Genomic DNA, 20483 nt, shown 5'->3' on the forward strand with positions numbered 1-20483 from the left:
TCTGGTCCCGGATAGACGACCAGCACGTGGCCGTGGCCTGCAGCTTTGCCCAGCCCTCCCACAATCAGTACCCCTTGGCTGGCGAGTCTGCTCAGCTCACGAAATTCTACCGGCTTCCATTTTGCGTTAAGGCTAAGGTTCCTGGTAAGAGTGTTTGCGTCCAGCCACGCCTGTGATGGGTCATATTGAGAGATGACATACCAGACCGCATGGCTGCATGAGCTCCCGTACGTCACGTAGGCCTGATCACACGCTCGCTTGAGTTTGTCTGCCTTATCGTTTGTGTCGGCTGCCATACTTTGCCTCCTCGGATTTCATCCCGTAAGTCCCCTTAGCCGTATTCCAGATGAGCGGATCGTAGTAGTAATTCCCAGAAACGGCAGGATTATAGACATCGACCATGATTTCGGTGGGCATATCCGACTGCCACTTCCCGTAATAGACGCCAAGCTCACGGGGTTGATCCATGGGATAAATTTCAGGCAACTTGCCGATTTTCTGAAAGTGATCGTCTACTATAAGCGGGAGCGGAAATTTTTCCCACGGTGCATCAGAAGGCAGAGTGTCATAATATTCCTCGACCCACACCGAGATAATCGACACCTTTGCGGGTTGGCCCTTAGTCTGCGTCAGTGCACAGATTTTTGTGAAATCACCGTACTTGTGCCATTCCACAGGCAGTTGGAGCACAACCTTCTTGTCTAGCCGCACGCACTCATCTGGGTTTAATAGTGTGAAGCCCTTGTAGCCCTGGCCGTGCACGTTTGCAGCGAGCATAAGCAATGCGACAACCGTGCAAGATGAGATAATGCACCGTGGCCTTGCCTTCAACATCATAGCCTCCCGGGAGCTTAGAGATTGCACGAGTTCAAGCCCCTTTGCTACAGCATCCATGATTCTAAGAGAAACTCAGCGACGGGTCAATTGGAAAGAGGGTTAATTTCCAGTGATGCTTGGCATTAATACCATGCTTCACCCCTGAACAATTGACAAGGCTCTGCGCGTCGTCTATTTTGAGCTGTATGGCGAGAGCAGAGAGGAGCTTGAGGTTTCTCCGTTATATAGCCATCTGCGTAGCTCTTTGCGCTGGGCTCTGCACTTGCGGGCCTTCCAGACCCAATACAGTAGTGGCTTTTCTTCAAGGCGCCGATCAACAATGGGAGACGCAGGAGCAGGGGCGGGAAATCGAGAAAGCGCTTAACGATATGCTTACGCTCACCCCAGACGAACTGCGCAAGCAGCGCTACGCCAATTACCAGATGCAGCCCGGTATATGGACCGTCATCGAACTGCTTCACCATTATTTCGCGCCTCAACAACCTGCTCATATCGATGAGAGTACTTTTTATAAAGACGCATCAAACCCAGCCGCCCATGCAGTGATACGTCTTCATCTGGAGGAGGTCAGTAAGTCGATTCCCCTGCACCCAACCATTGACTCAGACGAAGATGATGAACAGGAAGAGGAAGAAGACGGCGACGAGTAGGTGAGTGCCTACGTCAGTTCAACCGTTGTGCACATGCACAACAGAAGTGGCGTGCTATTCTGGATCACAGGGCTTGATGTTGTCGGAAGATTTCTGTGAGAGAGAACCGTGCATGAGCGTCTCTGTTGACATTAATCAACAATAGAGAGATCATAGTGATCCTGCTGTGTTCAAAGACGTGGTCGAGTTCGCGCGAAAGAACCCGAAGAAACTGACCTACGGCACCTCGGGAACAGGCACATCAGCGAACGTGGCGATGGAGACCATTGCCAAAAGGGAAGGGGTTCAGTTTACGATTGTGCCCTTCAAGGGCTCTCCAGAAACGCAGGCAGCCCTCCTGGGAGGACATGTGCTCCTCGCGGCCGGAGGGTTTGGCCAATCGCTTGTCGATGCGGGAGAGACAAGGCTCCTTCTCCTTCTGGCCGAGGCGCGGTCCCGTTATTTTCCGGAAGTTCCCATCCTGAAGGATCTTGGTTATGATATCCCGGCGCCCACACTTTTCAATGTTGTAGGGCCGAGGGGGTTGCCCGAGGCCATTGAAAAGAAGATAGAAGATGCCTTTACCAAAGCCATGAGCGAGCCTGCGTTCATTAAGGGCATGAAGGACCTTCGGCTCACCGTAGTATACCGCAACAGTTCTCAACTGGAGGAGTACGTTGCGCGTAATTACGAATCGATGGGCAAGCTTTTGAAGCAGCTGGGGTTTGCGAAACAAAAATGTTTATTTTTGTTTGTCCCAGTCAAAGGCTATACATTCCGGCCCCTCAATACTCCTGACGAATGCATCGAAGGACGTGACCCAATCGGACCCATTCTGCGAAGAAGATTTGCGGCTCGTCGAGGCTGCTTTTTTTGAAGCCTGTGGGACTTGTTTTGCCGGCTTTTCATCGACCCAGAGACCCATATGTCTTCCCCTGTAAACGGAGCACCCGATACAGGTTTTTTTCATGATAGGACACACGTAATCCTTTCTTGCCATTTCTGGTTTTCCTCCTAACTGATCTTGCAGTAGTTTTGGTTGTTTATTCAGACTTGGTGTCTGGCTTGGGTGTGCTCGCTTTAGCCACCTGCAAGGAGAAGGCAACGAGGCGACTCCAGTATCTCAACCTCTTCAAGGCCCTTTTGCGCCTTCATGTGCATCATCGAGAGTAACGCCTTGAAGCTCGTGATCTGCCAGCCACTTACTATTCTCCATATGTCCTGATTACCCCAGTCCCACGTCTTGGCCTCCTCCAGGGTGCAGTACCTGCTGTTGCCCGTTTCCCTGTCGACCACCTTGACCTTCATTTTCCAGATTTTTTCGATATCCTCCGGCTCGAGAGTCCACTGATTCTTCTCGTTTTTCACCATCTAGGCACCCCGTTCACTATACTCCACTACCGTGATCAACAAATAGTATATCCCTGATCCGGTCACTAGTCAATGGGTCAGAGGCAGAAATAGAGGCCTGTAAAGGCTAAGACAGCAGATCGGCTTCAACCGATCTGCTGTCTTAGTTGACTGACAAAGGTGGAATTGTTCAGAATACTGAACGAAATGACTGTAAGATTACGCCTCGTACTCTTTGGCTGCACCCAGTTTTTTTGCTTCAGCCATCTTCAACGCCGCGTCCCTCTTTCTGACAGTGCTCTCTTTCCGGGAATCGATGTAATCAACCGCTTTCATATCGCAAAAACGGACGCACTGAGGATTGCCGTCGCAAAGGTCGCACTTGAATACTTTCTTCGCGGCAGGATTGAAATTCATGGCACCAAAAGGACAGACTGCTACACAGGAGCGGCACACAATGCACTTATCGTAATCGACAGACACTTTGGACTCTGCATCATCGCGGCTGATTGCTTTAACAGGGCAGACGTTCATGCATGGCGCATCAGCGCATTGTCTGCACGTCATCGGGATATAGAGGCCTTCCCATTCCCATTTCTCAACTTTTATCCGTGCCTTGCTTGGGTTCGATACGCCTTCGTGAAACACTGAGCAGACGAGCTCGCATCTCCTGCAGCCCGTGCATTTATCGTGGTTGATTACCAGAACTCTGGGTTCCATTCAATTCCTCCTTGGTCACGTACGATCAGCTACCGTCTTTTCATCTCTCATCGACAAGTGAGTAACCTGAACTAGAGCAGTGATGGATCGTTATCAAAGGTCTCAAGCCCGAGATACTTCAATCTTTCGGGCGCAGGTATGCCATTTTCATCACACCCTTTGTGCTTGTAGAACTCGGCTCTCATATCAAGGAACTTCTTCCGGTCGAGCTTTGCGCCGACAACGTCGGGTGCGCCAAGCCTGCAGGGTTCGTCGAAATAGCGATCAATGAGCATTTCGCCTTTCAACGGGTCGTCCTTCTTCATGCCCTCTCTCAGGTTAAAGAGTCTCTCGATCATATTGCATCTATCGGCCACGTCCCACATCTCCCTTGGTGTCATCTCCATTCCGGTATTGTAGTAGAGTACCTTCGACCAGTCTTCGAAATTGGGCAGCGTGGCGCCGAGGAACGTTGTGTGGTACTTGCATGTGCCAAGACAATCAACCCCCATGAACACGGTCTCCTGCCAATAGACCATCCAGGCCTTGCCCGCGTATTCCCTCTGGTCTGGGCTCAAGGCTCCATCGTAGGAAACCGGGCTGCCGTATATCCTTCTCAGTACCGGTTCCGGCAGATGGTAAAGGTCAATGGCGGGCCGACTCCGCAAGTGGTCTGACCCTCTGGAAGCCATGGCACAGTTCAGGGCGAGTCCAGGGGTTGCCCTCTCATCCGAACCAAGGTGACTCATGCCCTTCACGTGCACCAGGTATTTGATGGAGTCTTTGCCGATCGTATTGGCTGCTGCAATGCCGCCCTCGGCCAACACGTTGCCGAGCCATGTGTCTCTCTTGCCGATATGGTGGATCATCTCGATGAGAGCCTCATCGTTGCCGAACCGTAGGTCAATGCCATCGGTATCTTTGCTGGTGAGGATGCCTTTTTCGTAAAGCTCCATGGCCCAGGAGATCAGACTGCCGGTCTCGAGGTTGTCTAGACCGTATTGGTTAACAAGGTGGTTACAGATGAGCAGCGTCTCAGCCTTGGTACAGCCCGGCTCGCCGCAGAACGCATTCTGCGACGTATACTCGGGGCCTTCGTCGTATATGCCCACCATACCCAGTTTATGAGCAATGGGTCGGTCCGGGATTCTGTATTGTGCGCGGCAGTGGACCTGGCATCCGAAGCAGGCTGCCATATGATACTTGCCCACGGTCTGATTTGAAATTTCGTCAAGGCTCTCCGGCTCGATGTCGTCGCTGTAAAGGAGCTGGTTGAGCTGGAAGTTATTGGCGCGCACTCCGCCCCACGCATTTGCAGCGCCCCATATAAAGGGCGTGCCGAGAGTGCCCATGGTCTGGTTCACTTTTGCGCCGGTGATCATTTCGATATATTTCTTGTCGAACTCCAGGGCTTCCATCGGGTGGGCTATCTTGATGTCCATGGTGCCTCGCGCTGCCACCATCTTCAGGTTCTTCGAGCCCATGACCGAGCCGCCGCCGCCTCGTCCGTTGGCGTTCTTGATGCCGGTCATGACGTTGCCGAACCTGACGCCTTTTTCAGCGCCCGGACCGCACACTGCCGACTTAATATCAGGATCGTCTAACTCTTCTCTGACTGCCCATTGCGCTTCAGTTACGGTCTTACCCCAGACATTCTTTCCGTCTCGTATCTCCACTTCGCCATCGTGAACCCACAGGTATACCGGTTTATCTGCCTTGCCTTTCACCAGAATATGATCGAAGCCGGCCCACCGGAGCTCCGGGGCAAAGAACCCGCCAAAGTTTCCGCTTCCCAGAAGGCCGGTAAGGGGATTTTTCGTCATGACATCAGTTCTGGAGCCTGCCGATGCGAGAGTCCCACCGAGAGGCCCTGCGCTGAAGATAACCGCATTGTCCGGGCCCATAGGATCACAGCCCGGCTTTACGTATTTGTAAAGAAGGTAGGCAGCGAGTCCCCTGCCGCCGAGAAACTTCCTCCTGACCTCCAGAGAAATCGGCTTTATGTCAATCTTGCCTGTTGTCAGATCTACCACGGCCAGTTTTCTGTCTAGCGCCATAACCTATTTCTCCTCCTTTGTGTCGCCTAGCTTGGCCCACTGGGCGTTAGCCATTTTCAGGCTTGTCTCCCACACAGGACCCCTTACGCGGGGAAAGCCGGCCTTGACCCAGAATATGCGCCACTCAGAGCCGCACTTGGGGCACTTTGCCGTGTTCTGGCCGGGCTGCGGCGTTATCCTGGACGTGCAGGTCGGGTTCATGCACCTCACCTGGCCGTAGGTTCTCGTGCTTCCCAGACTTTCTGCAGTTGATTTCTCTTCTATCATGTCACCTTCTCCTTTCAGGGGAAATGGTTCGTCAGGGCGAATGCTTTGCGGTGGAATGCAGTAGTATAGCACTTACCCGAGCGTTCGTCTATCTAACCAGGACTCTAACCATCGCTTGTCGTTGGGAGAGAAAACAGGCGGTACTCGTTACTTACTTACTGCCGAGTTGAATTATCAAGCCGCCAAGTATGATAATTGCCAGTCCCACCCAGGTGCTGAGGGAGATCTTCTCTTTGAATACTGCAGAACCAAACAATACGCTGATCAGCGCAAATACTGCGACATAGACGCCTAGCAATCGTGAAAAATCCCATTTCACCATATTCACAATGACTCCGTAGCAGCCAAGCAGAGCGCATCCTGAAAGAACTATGACGAGACTTCCACCACCCAGCCCCTTGCGTACAACCGCATCGCCGCTGACCTCAAGGATCGCGGCCCCGATAAAAATTAACCATGCAAGATACGTCATCGCCTATCACTACAATGGGCTATTCTCAATAAGCACGGGCTTGTTCACTGAGGAGTTTCACGCAGCCCGCTTTTGTTTCTTGCCTTTCTTCTTTGCGGTTTTTGGCCGGCGTTGCTCTGTCTCCTGACCGTCTCCCTCGGGTTGTTCAGCGTCGGTTCCGCGTCTCCCCCTTGCCATCTCCAAGAGTCGGTCAAGCATAGTCCATCTTTCCTTGCCTTTCATGCGGCACCTCTGTACAGGAGAGGAGCAGGCCGGAACGCGACCGTCCCGGCCTGCTGATGTTCAAAAGATGAAATCAATTGTCAGCCCGCCATAGCTAAAGACGATACCGGCGGCCATCAGGCCCTGGCGGTCGATACTGCCCCGAGGAGGCCTGCATTTTAGAAAGGATGCGCGCAGCGCCACGATACATTCTCCCTGATCATTGGACAAGTTCGCCGTCAGGGTACGCAGGCAGACCGAACTCTGGGACGTCGAGACCTTCACGCTCCACTTCTTTAGAAACGCGCAGAGGAACGATGGCGTTCACGATTTTAAAGACCACGAAGGTAAAGACGAATGCATACAGCACGATCAGCGTGGCCCCCCCGAGCTGTGTAAAGAACTGGGATACGTCCCCGTGAAGCAGGCCGGTCACACCCTGTCCGGCCTTGCCGAGGTAGGTCGTTGCGCCGACACCGTTCCAGCCTGCGCCGTACGTGCCATCGGCGAAGATACCAAGGCTCACCGCCCCCAGCCAGCCACAATAGCCATGCACGGAAATAGCGCCGCAGGGGTCGTCGACCTTAAGTACCCGCTCGTTAAAAAGGACGCCCACACAAACCAGAATGCCGGCAAGAATGCCGATGATAACAGCGGAGTTTGGGCTGACAAATGCACAAGGCGCGGTGATGGCGACCAGGCCAGCGAGCATGCCGTTGCACGCCATGGTGATGTCTGGTTTACCAAACTTGAAGTACCAGAAGATCATTGCGGTCGCCGATCCGGCAACAGCAGCAAGATTCGTGTTCACGGCAACCACCGAGATGCGCAGGTCCGACGCGCCGAGGGTGGAGCCGGGGTTAAAACCCATCCAGCCGAACAGGAGTATGAAGGTGCCGGTTACGACAAAGGCAATGTTGTGCGCCGGAAAGGCCCGCGGCTTGCCGTCCGGACCGTACTTGCCGAGGCGAGGGCCGAGAATGATGGCTAGAGCCATGGCGCAGAAGCCGCCCACGGCATGGACAACGCTCGAACCCGCGAAATCCACGTAGCCGTGACCTAAGCCCATGCTGACGCCCAGCTGAGAGAGCCATCCACCTCCCCAAACCCAGCAACCGGAGATGGGGTATAGAAAGGCGCCGACGAACAGCTCGCAAAGGACAAATCCCCAGAACGTAATTCGCTCACATATAGCCCCCACGATGATATACCCGGCCGTTTCCATGAATACGACCTGGAAGAGCGTCAGGCAAAGACTTCCGGCATCGTAGCCCGGGCCGCTCAGAAAAAAGCCCTTGCCGCCCAAGAAGCCCCACATGCCGCCTCCGAGGAGGAATTTGTCCAGCGTTGGAGTCCCTCCAAGATTCGTTGGCGCCGCATTGACTGCGGCCGCGCCGAACTGGAAGGCGTAACCGCACACATAGTACGCCAAGAAGGCGAAGACATAGGCAGCGAAGTTAAGCATCATGAGATGGGCGGCGTTTTTCCTGCGCACCAGCCCAACGGTGAGAAGGGCGAAGCCTGCTTGCATGAAGAGTACAAGATACCCTGTGAGGAGGGTCCAACTGAAGTTGGTCGCAATCCGAACGTGCCCGACAGTGTCGGCGAGCTTAACCGCAAGCGGTTCTTTGGCTGCCTGACTCTTGTATTCTTCGTACTGCTTTTTCTTTTCGGCATAGTCAGGGGCCTTCGTGTCGGTCGGCTCGGTAACAACGAAGGCATTGCCCGCCCCATCAATGGCATTTGCCTTGTCCCCCGTGGCAATTCCGGCAGGGTCGGGTTGAGGCCCCGCAGCCTGGACCGCCGTCGCCTGGGGAGCTCCTCCCTGAGGGGGCGCCTCATCCGCAACAGCCGGTCGTATCGCCAATATCAGAGCAATAACCATAGAAATCATCAAGATGGTCTGTAGTTTTTTCCGTACGTTCATTTTTGGTCTCTCCTTTCCTTATAGTTGACTGCCTTCCAAGAAAAGCTTTGAATTTGGCTCCAAGATAGCGATCGCAAGATGCACTTCGAAATCCGCGTACTCTCAGAGAGCTTGCGGGCCGGTCTCTCCTGTCCGTATACGCACGACTCGTTGCACCGAGGTAACGAAGATCTTTCCGTCGCCTATGGTGTCTGTGTGGGCTGCTTTTCGAATGGCCTCGATCGCAGTGTCCAACAGTTCATCCTTGATCACTATAGTGACCATCACTTTGTGCACAAAACTCACCTTGATCTCGGTTCCCCTGTAGGTCTCATGCTGGCCTTTCTGTCGTCCGAACCCCCTTACCTCAAACACCGTCATTCCTTGAACGCCGATATCCACCAATGCCTGCTTTACCTCTTCCTGCTTCTCAGGTTTTATGACTGCCTCAATCTTTACCATGTTCCTCCTCCTCTATTTTTTGTTTGGATCAGATTCGCCTGAACGCCCTGCTTCTGCCGTCTGCGATCCAGGACTGGGCCGGCCAAGTACTGCTCCTGCTTTTATCGTATTAGCCATAACAGACCTCCTCTTGTTCTCTTTTTGGATGTAAACGACCTGCGAGAAACATCCTGCTTTGGTAAATCAGCGAGCCGATGGCATGAAGGAAAATACTTAACGAGAAGACGTAACCTGATGGTCTGTGCTGCTGGCCCGTACCAGAGAATCCGAATCCCAGTTGCGTGCAAGCCAGCAGAACAGCGTGTGTGCCAGAGAGAATGCCTCCGACGATTGCTGTTATTGCCGCCCGGTTGTGATCTACTGCCCAGGCGACCCATGCCCGATGCTCGCTCAGCGCGAGACCTTGTTGATGTTGTGCGAAAGCACCGGCGGTCGTCTCGAGTGCAATGGTTGCCTCACTTGTTGACGTCAAGGCGCTGCCGGGGCCCGCCGCCAGGACTGAAAGCGCTAAGCCAAGCACCATAGTGGCGATCAATAATGGGACCACATATTTCTTCATCCGAGAACCTCCTGTTTGTTCTCTCTCGTCATTGGCGCGCACCTCTGACGTAACACTATCTCTTGTTCTTGGAGACCTCAGTGTCTTTCTTTCTGCTTCGTCACCCGATCATCAGGAGGTGACGCACTGCAACGGTGCAGTTGGGGTGGGGCCCACGGCAACGTTGTCGTGGGCCCACGGGAATGGGAGGAAGAGTAGCTTAATAAACCTGGAACAATCGCTTAGAAGTTGTACGCAACGGTTACCCCTGTCTGCCAGAGGCACTTCAGGTAGCCGTTCGGGTTATACGAATTGCCCTCGGTCCGTTTCTTGGCATCATCCGAGAGGGGGAACCAGTACGCGAGCATGGGCTGCACCACCACCTTCTTGGTCACCGGTATCGTGAGGCCTGCTTTCAACATGCCGTCGTGGAGCGCGCTATACTTAGACCCGGTATAGGCATGCGTGCCCTGCTGGTAGGTATCCCAGAAGTTGCCTGTACCTATTTCATAGCCTGCGGATGCGGCCAGATCGAGGGTCACCTCCTGGTAGATCTTAAAGGAGTGGCCGATGGAAAGGTTCAGGTACCATCCCGGGTAGGCTGAGAAATCCCGGTAGATGGAGAGGGTGGGTTTGAGGAACGAGTCATGGCTCATGCTTCCGAAGAACTCCTGGGTCTCGTTGGCGTACCGCAGGCCGTAGTAGATATAGCCGCCGGTCAGGCTGAATTTCCCTATCGAATAGGTGTAGCTCAAGGTCAGGTCGGTCTCGTTGAAGCTCTGGTGGCCGGGGTCATCCGGATTAAAGTTCTGGGTAGCCTTTTCGTGGCTGTCGATGTTACCCCAGAAGCTCGCGGTGAATCCTTTGTAGGATGCACTTAATTGGGGCTGTATGATAAGTGAGTCCTTACCCAGCTGGTACCCACGGAACATGTACTGGTTGAGGAAGGAAACGGATGCGGTACCGGTCACGGGTTCCTCGGCCGGGGGTTTGGCCGCGTCGCCCCCCGGGGCCGCGGTATTGGGCTGCTCGGCTACCGCCGGCTTGGGCGGTTCCTTCGCTTCCTGTGCGTGGAGCACGCCTGTTGTGCAGACTGCCACAAGAAAGATCGCGAAAAGAAGAGATACTACTTTCACAATACACCTCCTGCTATAATGTAGCTCGCGGCGGCCATTGAGAGAAACAAAAAAAGCGTCTTACATCCCATCGTTTTGTTCATTTCCTTCGATGGATGGAAGACGCCTTAGTCTTCGGCCGCGGCAAAAAAAATGACGTCCAATTCGGAACGTCACTGTTTTCACACATCGTTGTGTTTTTAACGCTTGCTACTGTGCTTGGTTATCTCTTTACAAGTAAAAAATCTACGTTTTGGTAACCCCGCACACCACTATTTTGCAATCAATTGCTCGTACCTCGCCTTCAACTTATTCTTGACCTTCACGACTGCCACGTGTGAAACGCCGAGTTGTTGACCTATCTCCCTGGTTGTCATGCCTTCCATGGCGAGGGCAAGAACATCGCGTTCCTTTTGGGTTAGCCCGCTGTTTAGCAGGGCCTCAACCTGCATTTTTCCTTCAACATACTCAAATGGCCCAACATCGTCTGCTTCAAGAATCTCCTCCAGGGCAACATCCTGTTCACCATCCACGATACTGTTGAGGCTCACCATCGGTGCCTTGTCCTGCACTGTGCGTATGTAGTTCTTCAGGTGGTAGTAGCATCCCTGCAGCACGTAACTATCCGTTTTGTCATTGAGCGTCCCAGTTCGAAAGGCATCCCAGAGATGCAGCATAGCCTCCTGAAAAAGATCGTCATGATCCATGAAGGTGAAGTGACCGTTCAGCTTCTGAGTAATCCGCTGCAACGTAGGAGATATTCTCTTCACCAAAGCATCAAAGGACATGTTCAGCCTTTATACTTATTGGTAATCGGCATTCTCCGGTCTCTCCCGAAAGCCTTGGGCGTGATGCGTATTCCCGGAGGCGACTGCCTTCGCTTATACTCGCTCACATCCACCATCCTTACCGACCGGTTAACGATGTCGGGTTCATAGCCTCCTCGTATGATCCTCGCAGGATCCTCATCCTCTTCAACGTAGGCTTTGAGGATGGGGTCGAGCGTGTCATACGGGGGAAGCGTGTCGGTGTCTTTCTGATCAGGCCTCAATTCAGCAGTGGGAGCCTTTGTAAGGATCCTTTCCGGTATTACTCGTCCCAGCGAATTCCTGAAACGGCAGAGCCTGTAGACCAGTGTCTTAGGCACGTCCTTTATGACGGCAAATCCGCCGGCCATATCTCCGTAAAGCGTCGCATACCCGACGCTCATCTCAGATTTGTTGCCGGTGGTAAGAACGAGCCATCCAAACTTGTTGGACAGGGCCATGATGATGTTGCCCCTTATCCTCGCCTGGATGTTTTCTTCTGTAATATCAGGAGCAAGTCCCGAGAAGATTGGGGCGATGGTTTCGAGATACGCCATGTAGATATGCTCGATAGATATTTCAATGAAGCGCACATCCAGTCTGTCGCAAAGTTCTTTAGCATCAATGCGCGACTCTTCCGACGAGAAACGGGAGGGCATGAAGACGCATATTACATTCTCCTTGCCGAGCGCGTCCACTGCAAGCGCAGCCACAAGGGCCGAATCGATGCCCCCACTCAATCCCAGAATGACCTTCTTAAAGCCGTTTTTCTGGACGTAGTCACGCAGACCGAGAAGCAGAGCCTGGTACACCTCTTCCGCTGGTTTCAGGGGTGGCACGATCCGTTTCTCCACCGGAGCCTTTTCTTGGTGAAATGGAGTTTCTGCTATCTTTATGAGCCTTTTGCCGGACCGCATCGTCTCATCGAGAGGAACGTTGACGTCGACTATAAGAAGATCCTCTTTGAAGGCCTCTGCGCGCGCGAGCACTGTGCCATCTTTGTCAACGACCATGCTCTGTCCGTCAAAGACCAGTTCGTCCTGCCCGCCGACCAGATTTGTGTACGACATGATCACGCCGTTGTTCCTCGCCTGAGACTGTACGATTTCTTCTCTAACTTTTATTTTGCCGGCATTATATGGCGACCCGTTGATATTGCAGATGAGTCTTGCACCGTACTTGGCCTGTGCGGCCGTAGGTCCGCCAGGCAGCCAGATATCTTCGCAGATGTTCACGCCTAAAGGGAGGTTCCCGAGTAGAAAAACAACCGGGTTCTTGCCGGATTTGAAATAACGCTTTTCATCGAAGACCGCGTAGTTGGGGAGGCGCATCTTGTGATAGATACCCTTTATCTCTCCGCCGGTTATGACTGCCGCGCTGTTATAAACGCCGCCCCGGACTTTGTCGACGAAGCCCACGACCGCGACGATGCGTCGGATCGATCGCGACAACTCCCTCAGGGCAGCGAGATTATCGCTTATAAACTTGCGCTTCAGGAGAAGGTCTTCAGGAGGATAGCCCGTCACTGCCAGTTCCGGGAAGGAGACGATGTCCGCGCCATAGCCTTCGGCTTTTTCTGCGAACTCAAGAATCTTACGGCAGTTGCCCGTGAGATCGCCGACCGTGCAATTTATCTGGGCAAGCGCTAATCGGACCACTGTCTCCATATGTTATCTCCGAAACAAAAAAGCGCCCTCAACCGCCGTGGGTTAAGGACGCCTCAGTCCTGGCCTTCGTCAATCGACAACTGAAAGACATCAGTGTCTTTGTTCTTCATTAAGCATAGCGCAAAACGCGTCGCCTGTCAAGGATTTGCAGTCGGAAAGCGTTATTCCTGTTCGGGTTCGGATGCACGACCCAGCCTTCGGCCGGGTACCCCGGGCGGCAGCGAGAAGCCGACGCAGGCGCACTGTAAGTAGGTCGAGGAGAGCGACGTAGCGATAGCGCAGCATCCTGTAGGGGCAACGAAGGTATGCGCTGAAGACGAACAGGCATTTCACTTTCTGAGGTCGGAGGCGACTATTATCGCCTCCGCAACCTCCCGCATGCTCTTGCGCAAATCCATACTCTTTTTGTGAATCCTCTTGTGCGCCTCGTCCTCGGGTATTCCCAATTCCCTCATGAGAACGCCCTTGGCCCGCTCAACCAGCTTTCTTGTTTCCAGGGCTTCCTTTGTGGCGAGAATCTCTTGGTCGAGCCGCGTATTCTCTATCGCCACAGCCGCCTGGTTGGCAATGGCTTGCAGGATGTCGGTCTCCTCCTTGGAAAAGCTGTATTCCTTCTGTGTATAGAAGTTAATAACACCGACCACCCTGTCCTTGATCATCATGGGAACGGAGAGCATCGACACCAGTCCCTCTCTTCTCGCGATCTCCGGGTACATGAAGCCCGGTTCCTTCGTCACGTCGCGCACGATGATCGGCCTCTTCTCCTTCACGACCTTGCCGCTGATCGACTGTCCCACCTTGAGGTTCTGCTTTGTGAGGTATTCCTGGCTCAAACTCTGGGTGGCTGCAATCACGAGCTCCTGCTTCTTTTCGTCAAGGAGCATAATCGAGCAGATTTTCGAGCCCATAACCTGGGCTGTTGTGGTCACGATAAGTTGCAGTATCTCCTTCAGGTAATAATCAGACACAATGGTCTTGCTTATCTCTGACAGAAGATCGAGCTGCTTCGCCTTTTTCCTGACCTCCTCGTAGATGATCGCATTCTCTATGGCATTGCCGAGGTAACGGGAAACGGTGAAGAGCAAATTAATCTGCGACTCCGGGTACTCGCACTCCCTTTTGCTGTGCACGTTCATCACGCCGATGATCTCATTCTTGGAAAGAATGGGCACGGCAAGAAAAGACTCATATTTATCCTCGGCAAGGTTGGTAAAGCTTTTGAACCGCGAATCCTTGTAGGCTTCCCGCGCTAGAGCAACCGGCATTTTTTCTTTTGCTGCCCATCCTGTCACGCCTTCACCGAGTTTCAGTCTTATGTTGCCTACCGCATTGGTCCGGGGGTTGCTCGATGCCCTGAGCACAAGTTCATGGTGCTTCGCATCGTAGAGGTATATGAAGCAGGAATCGGCGGAAGCGATCTCTGCGACCATCTTGACGATCCTGCTGAGCAGGTCTTCCAGTTCAAGATTGCTGCTCACGTACTCCGCTACCTTGCGGAGCATCAATAACTCCTGCTCCTTGGAGTCAATCTTCTCAGGAGATTTTTTTGATCTCACAGGCTATCCTTTCCGGGAGATTGAGCGGTTAAATCACGTAAACTATAGAGGAGAGCGCCATTTTTGTCAATGTCGCCAACGTGACTCGAACTCAATCACTCAGCCACTTACTGCTGAACTGTTTTTAACAGCCGGTTCTACGACCACCCGCTGATTCGTGGCATCGACAAAAGCATAGCCTCCGTTGGGAATCGTGAGCATATCTCGCATGTGACCGAATTGGAGGCCATAGAGGCAAGGCTTCTCAAGGTGTGCAACCCGATCCCTGACGATATCGATCGTGCGCGCCAGAGGACCCGTGCTCGTGCGGTCATTCCGGTATTCACAGCGGGTGAACCCGCCAAAGAGGATCGCGCTCGCTGCCTGCAGTTTATTCGCGAGCAGTAGCTGTGTCAGGTAGCGGTCGATGCGATGAGGTTTTTCGTCAACATCCTCAAAGAAGAGGATCTTGCCCCTGGTGTCAATCTCCCACTCTGTCCCGAGCGCAGTGACAAAAACTGAAAGACATCCGCCGACGAGCTGCCCGCGGGCCTCTCCCGGGTATAGCGTGAGCATCTTCTTTCGCGGCCTGTTGCGTAATTGCAGGGTAAGGTCCGGCGTTGTCAGCATTCTAAAAAAGTTATCTTCGGCGAAAGGCGGAAAGGAACGACCAATCTCGGTGGCGACCATCGGTCCATAGAAACTCACAAGACCGCATCTTTGCAGCAAGGCGGTCTGCAGGATAGTGAGGTCGCTGTAACCCACAAAGATTTTGGGGTTGCGCGAGATGAGCTTGAAATCAATAAATGGCAGCATGCGCGCTGTGCCCGCGCCTCCCTTGGCGCAGATGATAGCGTCGATTGTGGAGTCGCCAAAAGCACGATTGAGGTCATGCGCCCGATCAGCATCCTCACCCGCGAAGAGGAGCCTGCTGTCTCTCACGTGTGCCCCTTCGAGGACGCGAAAGCCACGCTCTTGAAGCAGGCGGATGCCCGCATCGAGAGACGGCAGATCAGCCACTGGGGACGCGGGGGCGACCACGCAGATTGTATCACCCCGCTTAAGTTTATTTGGAAGGAGAAGTTCGGGACGAGTCATCGTTCGACTCTAGCATAGCTTGATTCGGAGGCGCAACGTGTATCATAACTTTCGGTTGAATAATTTGTGGAGTATGCATACAATTACGGGGGCTGCAGTTATCCTTTAGCCGTGGGAAATGTATAGATGCGAGAGGCACAACAACAAAGGAGGGTCATATGAGAAAAGTGCTGCTTCTTCTTTCGTTCGCTCTTCTGGGTTTAGTCCTTGTTGCTCCATCCTCTTATGGGGCGAATACAATCAAGGTAGGGCTTGTCGACAGTTACTCGGGGCCTGCCGCAGTCTACGCGCTGGATGTGGTAGATGGTTTCAAGATGGCAAGGGATAAGATCAATGCAGCAGGCGGGGTTCTCGGCAGAAAAATCGAGTACACGACGCGGGATGAAAAATTCAAACCCGATCTGGGATTGGCCATGGCCAAGGAACTGGTCATGAAAGAGAACGTCGATGTGCTCGCGGGAACGACGAACAGTGCCACAGCCCTTGCCATTTCAGATTTTGCCAAGAAGGAGAAGATCCCTTTCTTCGTCACCAATGCAAAGAGCGACCGGATCACAGGCCAGATGTGGAACCGTTACGTGTTCAGCACCAATGAGAACACGGCAATGGCAGGCAAGGCAGGAGCTGTGGCTCTCGCCAAAATGAAGTTCACCAAGTACTGGATTGCGGGGGACGACTACGAATATGGGCACGCCATCGCAGATGGCGTCTGGAACAATCTGAAGATTCTCAAGCCGTCGGTCCAGTTGCTCGGCCAGACGTGGTGGAAGGTGGGGGAGACGGATTTCACGCCGTACATTACTGCCATAGTTGCTGCGAAACCCGACTGCATCATCGTGGCGACAGGTGGCTCAGGCATGGTCAACTTCCAGAAAGCAGCAAAGGCCACAGGTCTTGCGGATAAGATACCCTTCTTCCAGCACACAGCGATCGAGGTGACGGTTGGGCAGGCGCTCGGGATGGATGCGCCTGAGGGGGCCTACGGAACGGCGAACTATCTCTTCTATTATCCTGACACGCCGGCAAACAAGGCCTTCGCATCCGACTTCAGGAAGATTTACGGCAGGTATCCCAAGATGACGGCGCTGTATGGTTACATCACTGCCGAGTTCATAGCGCGCGGGTTTCAGAAAGCCGGCAGCATGAACAAGGAAAAATTCGTGGACGCGGTGGAAGGCATGGTACTCAACGACACGCCTGTCGGCAAGATTGAGATGCGCAAATGCGATCACCAGGTGACGCTGCCTATGTTCTGGGGCGTCACGAAAAAAAGTCCCGAGTATAAAGATTTTCTGATCGCCTCCGACCTGGTTACGATCCCTGCATCAGAGTACATGCCTACGTGCGAGCAGGTCTTAAAGACTCGCGGGAAATAAGAATAGAGGAGCGGAAGGTCAAGCTTGGATATCATCAGCTACATCTGTTCGCCTGGCGTGCTCTGCCAGATACTGGTGGGCCTGAGCAGGACGGTTATCCTCTTCATTGTTGCATCGGGGCTGAGCCTTATTCTCGGCGTGTTGAGGATCCCCAATATCGCCCACGGCTCACTTTACATGATCGGCGCTTTTCTGGCTTTCAGTGTGTCCAAGTTTTTCGGCGGGGGCATAAGCGGCTACTGGATGGCTATCCTTCTTGCACCGATTATAGTGGCTGCGCTCAGTTTCATTGCTGAGCGGGCCATCTTCTGCCGGCTGTACGAGCGGGAACACATCATGCTCTTCCTGCTGACGTTTGCCTTTGCTCTTATCTTTGGAGACCTCGTGAAACTGGTGTGGGGCGCGGAATACAGGACCGTGTCCATGCCCAGGTTTTTTCAGGGATCGATACCTGTGCTCGGGCTGCCTTTCCCGATATACAATTTTTTCCTCCTGCTGATTGGGCCGCTTGTAGCCCTGGTGCTGTGGCTTATCGTGAACAAGACCAAGATGGGCAAGATATCCAGAGCCGCTGCGGTCGACCGGGAGATGGTCGGTGCCGTTGGTATCAACGTGAGCATGGTTTTCGCGACTGTTTTTGTGATCGGCTGCTATCTTGCGGGACTTGGCGGAGCGCTTGTTGCGCCGATCGTGAATGTAACTCTTGGCATGGACCACACGCTGATCATAGAGGCCTTTTTGATCGTGATCATGGGCGGTTTGGGCAACATGTGGGGTGCGTTACTGGGGGCGCTCATCTTCGGCCTGACGCAGTCCCTGGGTATTCTTATCTGGCCGCAATTCGGGATTATTTTCCCTTATGCAGCGGTGATTGTAGTTCTCAGTTTCAGGCCGACGGGTCTGCTGAGATCAACCTGGTGAAAAAAGGAATGGTGTAGTGGGCACAAGGAAGTCGATTCTGGCCTTGGTGATTATCCTTGCCGTCCTCGCGATTGCGCCGTTCGGCCTTCCCCGTTTTTATACCTATCTGATTGCGCTGATTGTGACCACGGGTCTGCTCGCTACCAGTCTTAACTTCGTTCTGGGCTTCGGCGGCGTTTATCAGTTTCACCACGCTGTTTTTTATGGAGTGGGAGCGTATGGTGCTGCAGTTATGATAGCCAAGCTCGGCCAGCCCGCATGGCTCGCCTTCGTTACAGGTCCGGTTGTCGCCGCGGCACTCTCTTTCATCATCGGGCTCATCTGTGTGCGCCTCTCAAAGCTCTATTTCGGCATGCTGCAGATCTCTCTTGGCTCGCTCGTCTGGGCCATCGTTTACAGATGGTATAGCTTCACAGGGGGCGATGACGGCATTCACGGTATCCGCATGCCTGACTTGCTCGGTACTCCCCTGGGTTCTTACTACTTTACGCTGATCGTTGCGGGCATTTCTTTGCTCGTGATGCACCGGATACTGAGGGCTCCTTTCGGAAGCGCGCTCCAGGGAATTCGTGATAACGCGTTGCGCAGCCAGGCCGTTGGTATGAACGTAAGGCGCCACCAGCTCGCGGCCATTGTGATTGCCGGCTTCTTCGGCGGTGTTGCCGGCGTGCTTTTTGTGGTGGTTGATAATTCGGTTTTTCCTGACATGATGTTCTGGACGCTCTCTCTGGAAATCACGATTATGGCCTTGCTCGGCGGTTGGCTCACCTTTCTCGGACCCTTGGTGGGCGCGACAATCATCGTCTGCCTGCGAACATTTGTGAGTGGCTTTACCGATTACTGGACGTTGATCCTCGGTATAGTACTGGTACTGGTGATCCTCTTCCTTCCTGAAGGTATCCTCGGCTACGTTTTCGAGTTGTGGAAAAGGCGCACCGCGCCTGAAAGTACTAAGAGGTAGCGCGGTAATGCTGGAAGTCAGAGATCTGCGTAAAGCGTTCAGCGGATTTAATGCGGTAAACGGCGCGAACCTCCAGGTGTCCGAAGGCGAGATCGTGGCCGTGATAGGTCCTAATGGCGCAGGCAAGACCACACTCTTCAATCTCATTACCGGCGTGCTCCCGCCGGATGGAGGTCAGGTCCTTTTCAAAGGGGAGGATATCACGGGGTTTCCGGCGCACCGCACGTGTGAGAAAGGCATCACCCGTTCATTCCAGGTAGTCAATATCTTTCCGCGACTCACGGTGTTCGAAAATGTCCGCGTAGCGGTTCTTTCCCAGCAGGGAAAAACGTACAACCTTTTCACGCCTTCAAAGAAACTGGTTGAGAAGGAGACAGCTGAAATACTCGACAGCGTGGGTCTCATCCAAAAGAGAAATAGCATCTGCGGTGCGCTTTCACACGGAGAGCAGAAGGTGCTGGAAATCGCCATAGCTCTGGGTGGCAAACCGCAACTTCTGATTCTGGACGAGCCGACCGCGGGCATGTCGCCTGAGGAAACAACCCGCTGTATTGAACTGATCAAGCAGCTTCGGGTGAACATGGGGCTCACTATTCTCTTTTGCGAGCACGACATGGAGATTGTCTTCGGCATAGCCAACCGGATCATGGTGATGGTGCGTGGCGCTACCATCATCCAGGGGTCGTGTGACGAAGTCCGTTGCAATCAGGCGGTGCAGGACGCATACCTGGGCGGGAGCGACGTATGCTCAGTGTAAACGGCATCCACACGTATTACGGCATCAGTCACATCCTTTTCGATGTTTCTCTCACCGTGTCCCGTGGAGAAGTGGTGGGGCTTATCGGCAGAAATGGCGCAGGTAAGAGTACCACTATGCGGAGTATCATGGGTTTGACGCCGCCCAAGCAGGGAACGATTACCTTTAATGACCAGGATATTACCGGGAGAAAACCGTACCTTCTTGTGCGCGACGGCATTGCGTACGTGCCGGATGACAGAAGAGTCTTTGCCGACCTGACTGTCGATGACAACCTGGAGATACCCTTCAGCCGCGGGAGCGAGTGGACCAGGGAACGCATTTACGGCCTTTTTCCCGCGCTGGGAGAGATCAAGACGCGACGGGCAGGCAACCTTAGCGGCGGGGAACAGCAGATGCTGACAGTGGCGAGGGCTCTTATGACCGGGCCGAAACTCCTCCTCCTGGATGAGCCCACAGAAGGGCTCGCACCACTTATCGTGAGAGACCTCGAAGAGCAGATACTAAAGCTCAGGGAGACAGGGCTCAGCATCCTCCTCTCAGAACAGAACGTGAAATCTGCGCTGAAGCTCGTCAACCGGGTCTACGTCATTGACAACGGCCGGATTCGCTTCGAGGGGACGGTTGCGGATTTGGAGGCGAACGAGGAGATCAAGAAGAAGTATCTAATGGTTTAGTGGTAGCTATCAGCTTTCCTGGATCAAATAGCTCATCGAGATTCGTGTGGAGACCGAGGCGGCAGCGAGGAGCTGACGTAGGCGTACTTCTTCAAGTACGTCGAGACACCCGCAAGCGGGTACCCGGACGCAGCGACAACGAAGGTACACGC

Annotated in this window: 23 protein-coding genes; 7 read left to right on the forward strand and 16 right to left on the reverse strand. The window is 53.6% G+C overall.

What is annotated here, in order from left to right; translation table 11 throughout:
• Positions 1-296 (reverse strand): hypothetical protein (locus tag VMT71_18430; protein ID HVN25951.1); only part of this gene is annotated, 296 nt, incomplete at its 3' end.
• Complete coding sequence (locus tag VMT71_18435; protein HVN25952.1) at positions 274-834, reverse strand: hypothetical protein; 561 nt, start codon at positions 832-834, stop codon at positions 274-276. The genes VMT71_18435 and VMT71_18430, both read right to left, overlap by 23 nt.
• A gap of 209 nt (positions 835-1043) precedes the next feature.
• Between VMT71_18435 and VMT71_18440 the strand changes: the two genes are divergently transcribed.
• Entirely contained in the window at positions 1044-1487 is a 444-nt protein-coding gene (locus VMT71_18440; GenBank protein ID HVN25953.1) for a hypothetical protein, read from the forward strand.
• Between the two features lie 166 nt (positions 1488-1653).
• Entirely contained in the window at positions 1654-2343 is a 690-nt protein-coding gene (locus VMT71_18445; GenBank protein HVN25954.1) for a tripartite tricarboxylate transporter substrate-binding protein, read from the forward strand.
• Between the two features lie 203 nt (positions 2344-2546).
• Here VMT71_18445 and VMT71_18450 read toward each other — a convergent pair whose 3' ends face one another.
• From VMT71_18450 to VMT71_18515, 14 genes are all read right to left on the reverse strand, one after another.
• On the reverse strand, positions 2547-2837 hold the full coding sequence (locus tag VMT71_18450; GenBank protein ID HVN25955.1) for a hypothetical protein: 291 nt from the start codon (positions 2835-2837) through the stop codon (positions 2547-2549).
• A 198-nt stretch (positions 2838-3035) separates the two neighbouring features.
• Positions 3036-3536 carry a 4Fe-4S dicluster domain-containing protein gene (locus VMT71_18455; GenBank protein HVN25956.1) on the reverse strand — a complete coding sequence of 167 codons (501 nt, stop codon included), beginning with the start codon at positions 3534-3536 and terminating at the stop codon, positions 3036-3038.
• A 71-nt stretch (positions 3537-3607) separates the two neighbouring features.
• A complete protein-coding gene (locus VMT71_18460; protein HVN25957.1) occupies positions 3608-5572 on the reverse strand; it encodes an aldehyde ferredoxin oxidoreductase C-terminal domain-containing protein in 1965 nt (654 codons plus the stop codon).
• Between the two features lie 3 nt (positions 5573-5575).
• On the reverse strand, positions 5576-5839 hold the full coding sequence (locus VMT71_18465) for a hypothetical protein (GenBank protein ID HVN25958.1): 264 nt from the start codon (positions 5837-5839) through the stop codon (positions 5576-5578).
• 151 nt (positions 5840-5990) lie between these two features.
• The gene (locus VMT71_18470) at positions 5991-6311 is read right to left on the reverse strand and encodes a hypothetical protein (protein HVN25959.1); all 321 of its coding nucleotides are present in this window, start codon (positions 6309-6311) and stop codon (positions 5991-5993) included.
• Between the two features lie 57 nt (positions 6312-6368).
• A complete protein-coding gene (locus VMT71_18475) occupies positions 6369-6533 on the reverse strand; it encodes a hypothetical protein (protein ID HVN25960.1) in 165 nt (54 codons plus the stop codon).
• Between the two features lie 199 nt (positions 6534-6732).
• Entirely contained in the window at positions 6733-8439 is a 1707-nt protein-coding gene (locus tag VMT71_18480; GenBank protein ID HVN25961.1) for an ammonium transporter, read from the reverse strand.
• Between the two features lie 102 nt (positions 8440-8541).
• Positions 8542-8880 carry a P-II family nitrogen regulator gene (locus VMT71_18485; GenBank protein HVN25962.1) on the reverse strand — a complete coding sequence of 113 codons (339 nt, stop codon included), beginning with the start codon at positions 8878-8880 and terminating at the stop codon, positions 8542-8544.
• A gap of 109 nt (positions 8881-8989) precedes the next feature.
• Complete coding sequence (locus VMT71_18490; GenBank protein ID HVN25963.1) at positions 8990-9439, reverse strand: hypothetical protein; 450 nt, start codon at positions 9437-9439, stop codon at positions 8990-8992.
• Positions 9440-9660: 221 nt separating this feature from the next.
• A complete protein-coding gene (locus VMT71_18495; GenBank protein ID HVN25964.1) occupies positions 9661-10554 on the reverse strand; it encodes a hypothetical protein in 894 nt (297 codons plus the stop codon).
• Positions 10555-10805: 251 nt separating this feature from the next.
• Positions 10806-11303: a sigma-70 family RNA polymerase sigma factor gene (locus VMT71_18500; protein HVN25965.1), complete on the reverse strand. Its 498-nt coding sequence runs from the start codon at positions 11301-11303 to the stop codon at positions 10806-10808.
• 20 nt (positions 11304-11323) lie between these two features.
• Positions 11324-13006: an NAD+ synthase gene (locus VMT71_18505; GenBank protein HVN25966.1), complete on the reverse strand. Its 1683-nt coding sequence runs from the start codon at positions 13004-13006 to the stop codon at positions 11324-11326.
• 329 nt (positions 13007-13335) lie between these two features.
• Positions 13336-14562 (reverse strand): GAF domain-containing protein, encoded by a 1227-nt coding sequence (locus VMT71_18510; GenBank protein HVN25967.1) that lies wholly within the window; start codon positions 14560-14562, stop codon positions 13336-13338.
• A gap of 99 nt (positions 14563-14661) precedes the next feature.
• Positions 14662-15639, reverse strand: coding sequence for an LD-carboxypeptidase (locus VMT71_18515; GenBank protein HVN25968.1), 978 nt, complete (start codon positions 15637-15639; stop codon positions 14662-14664).
• A 158-nt stretch (positions 15640-15797) separates the two neighbouring features.
• Here VMT71_18515 and VMT71_18520 point away from each other — a divergent pair, with 158 nt between their 5' ends.
• From VMT71_18520 to VMT71_18540, 5 genes are read left to right on the forward strand one after another with little or no spacing between them, the layout of a single operon-like run.
• On the forward strand, positions 15798-17015 hold the full coding sequence (locus VMT71_18520; protein ID HVN25969.1) for an ABC transporter substrate-binding protein: 1218 nt from the start codon (positions 15798-15800) through the stop codon (positions 17013-17015).
• A gap of 24 nt (positions 17016-17039) precedes the next feature.
• A complete protein-coding gene (locus VMT71_18525) occupies positions 17040-17936 on the forward strand; it encodes a branched-chain amino acid ABC transporter permease (protein HVN25970.1) in 897 nt (298 codons plus the stop codon).
• 16 nt (positions 17937-17952) lie between these two features.
• A complete protein-coding gene (locus VMT71_18530) occupies positions 17953-18897 on the forward strand; it encodes a branched-chain amino acid ABC transporter permease (GenBank protein ID HVN25971.1) in 945 nt (314 codons plus the stop codon).
• Positions 18898-18904: 7 nt separating this feature from the next.
• Positions 18905-19654: an ABC transporter ATP-binding protein gene (locus tag VMT71_18535; protein HVN25972.1), complete on the forward strand. Its 750-nt coding sequence runs from the start codon at positions 18905-18907 to the stop codon at positions 19652-19654.
• Positions 19642-20331: an ABC transporter ATP-binding protein gene (locus VMT71_18540; protein HVN25973.1), complete on the forward strand. Its 690-nt coding sequence runs from the start codon at positions 19642-19644 to the stop codon at positions 20329-20331. The genes VMT71_18535 and VMT71_18540 overlap by 13 nt, the downstream gene beginning before the upstream one ends.
• Positions 20332-20483: the final 152 nt, after the last annotated feature.

This window comes from Syntrophorhabdales bacterium (assembly GCA_035541455.1).
GTDB lineage: Bacteria > Desulfobacterota > Syntrophorhabdia > Syntrophorhabdales > WCHB1-27 > JADGQN01.

Coding starts and splice junctions, on each gene's coding strand:
- VMT71_18435 (HVN25952.1), bottom strand. CDS start 834: ATGTTGAAGGCAAGGCCACGGTGCATTATCTCATCTTGCACGGTTGTC.
- VMT71_18450 (HVN25955.1), bottom strand. CDS start 2,837: ATGGTGAAAAACGAGAAGAATCAGTGGACTCTCGAGCCGGAGGATATC.
- VMT71_18455 (HVN25956.1), bottom strand. CDS start 3,536: ATGGAACCCAGAGTTCTGGTAATCAACCACGATAAATGCACGGGCTGC.
- VMT71_18460 (HVN25957.1), bottom strand. CDS start 5,572: ATGGCGCTAGACAGAAAACTGGCCGTGGTAGATCTGACAACAGGCAAG.
- VMT71_18465 (HVN25958.1), bottom strand. CDS start 5,839: ATGATAGAAGAGAAATCAACTGCAGAAAGTCTGGGAAGCACGAGAACC.
- VMT71_18470 (HVN25959.1), bottom strand. CDS start 6,311: ATGACGTATCTTGCATGGTTAATTTTTATCGGGGCCGCGATCCTTGAG.
- VMT71_18475 (HVN25960.1), bottom strand. CDS start 6,533: ATGAAAGGCAAGGAAAGATGGACTATGCTTGACCGACTCTTGGAGATG.
- VMT71_18480 (HVN25961.1), bottom strand. CDS start 8,439: ATGAACGTACGGAAAAAACTACAGACCATCTTGATGATTTCTATGGTT.
- VMT71_18485 (HVN25962.1), bottom strand. CDS start 8,880: ATGGTAAAGATTGAGGCAGTCATAAAACCTGAGAAGCAGGAAGAGGTA.
- VMT71_18490 (HVN25963.1), bottom strand. CDS start 9,439: ATGAAGAAATATGTGGTCCCATTATTGATCGCCACTATGGTGCTTGGC.
- VMT71_18505 (HVN25966.1), bottom strand. CDS start 13,006: ATGGAGACAGTGGTCCGATTAGCGCTTGCCCAGATAAATTGCACGGTC.
- VMT71_18515 (HVN25968.1), bottom strand. CDS start 15,639: ATGACTCGTCCCGAACTTCTCCTTCCAAATAAACTTAAGCGGGGTGAT.
- VMT71_18520 (HVN25969.1), top strand. CDS start 15,798: ATGAGAAAAGTGCTGCTTCTTCTTTCGTTCGCTCTTCTGGGTTTAGTC.
- VMT71_18535 (HVN25972.1), top strand. CDS start 18,905: ATGCTGGAAGTCAGAGATCTGCGTAAAGCGTTCAGCGGATTTAATGCG.
- VMT71_18540 (HVN25973.1), top strand. CDS start 19,642: ATGCTCAGTGTAAACGGCATCCACACGTATTACGGCATCAGTCACATC.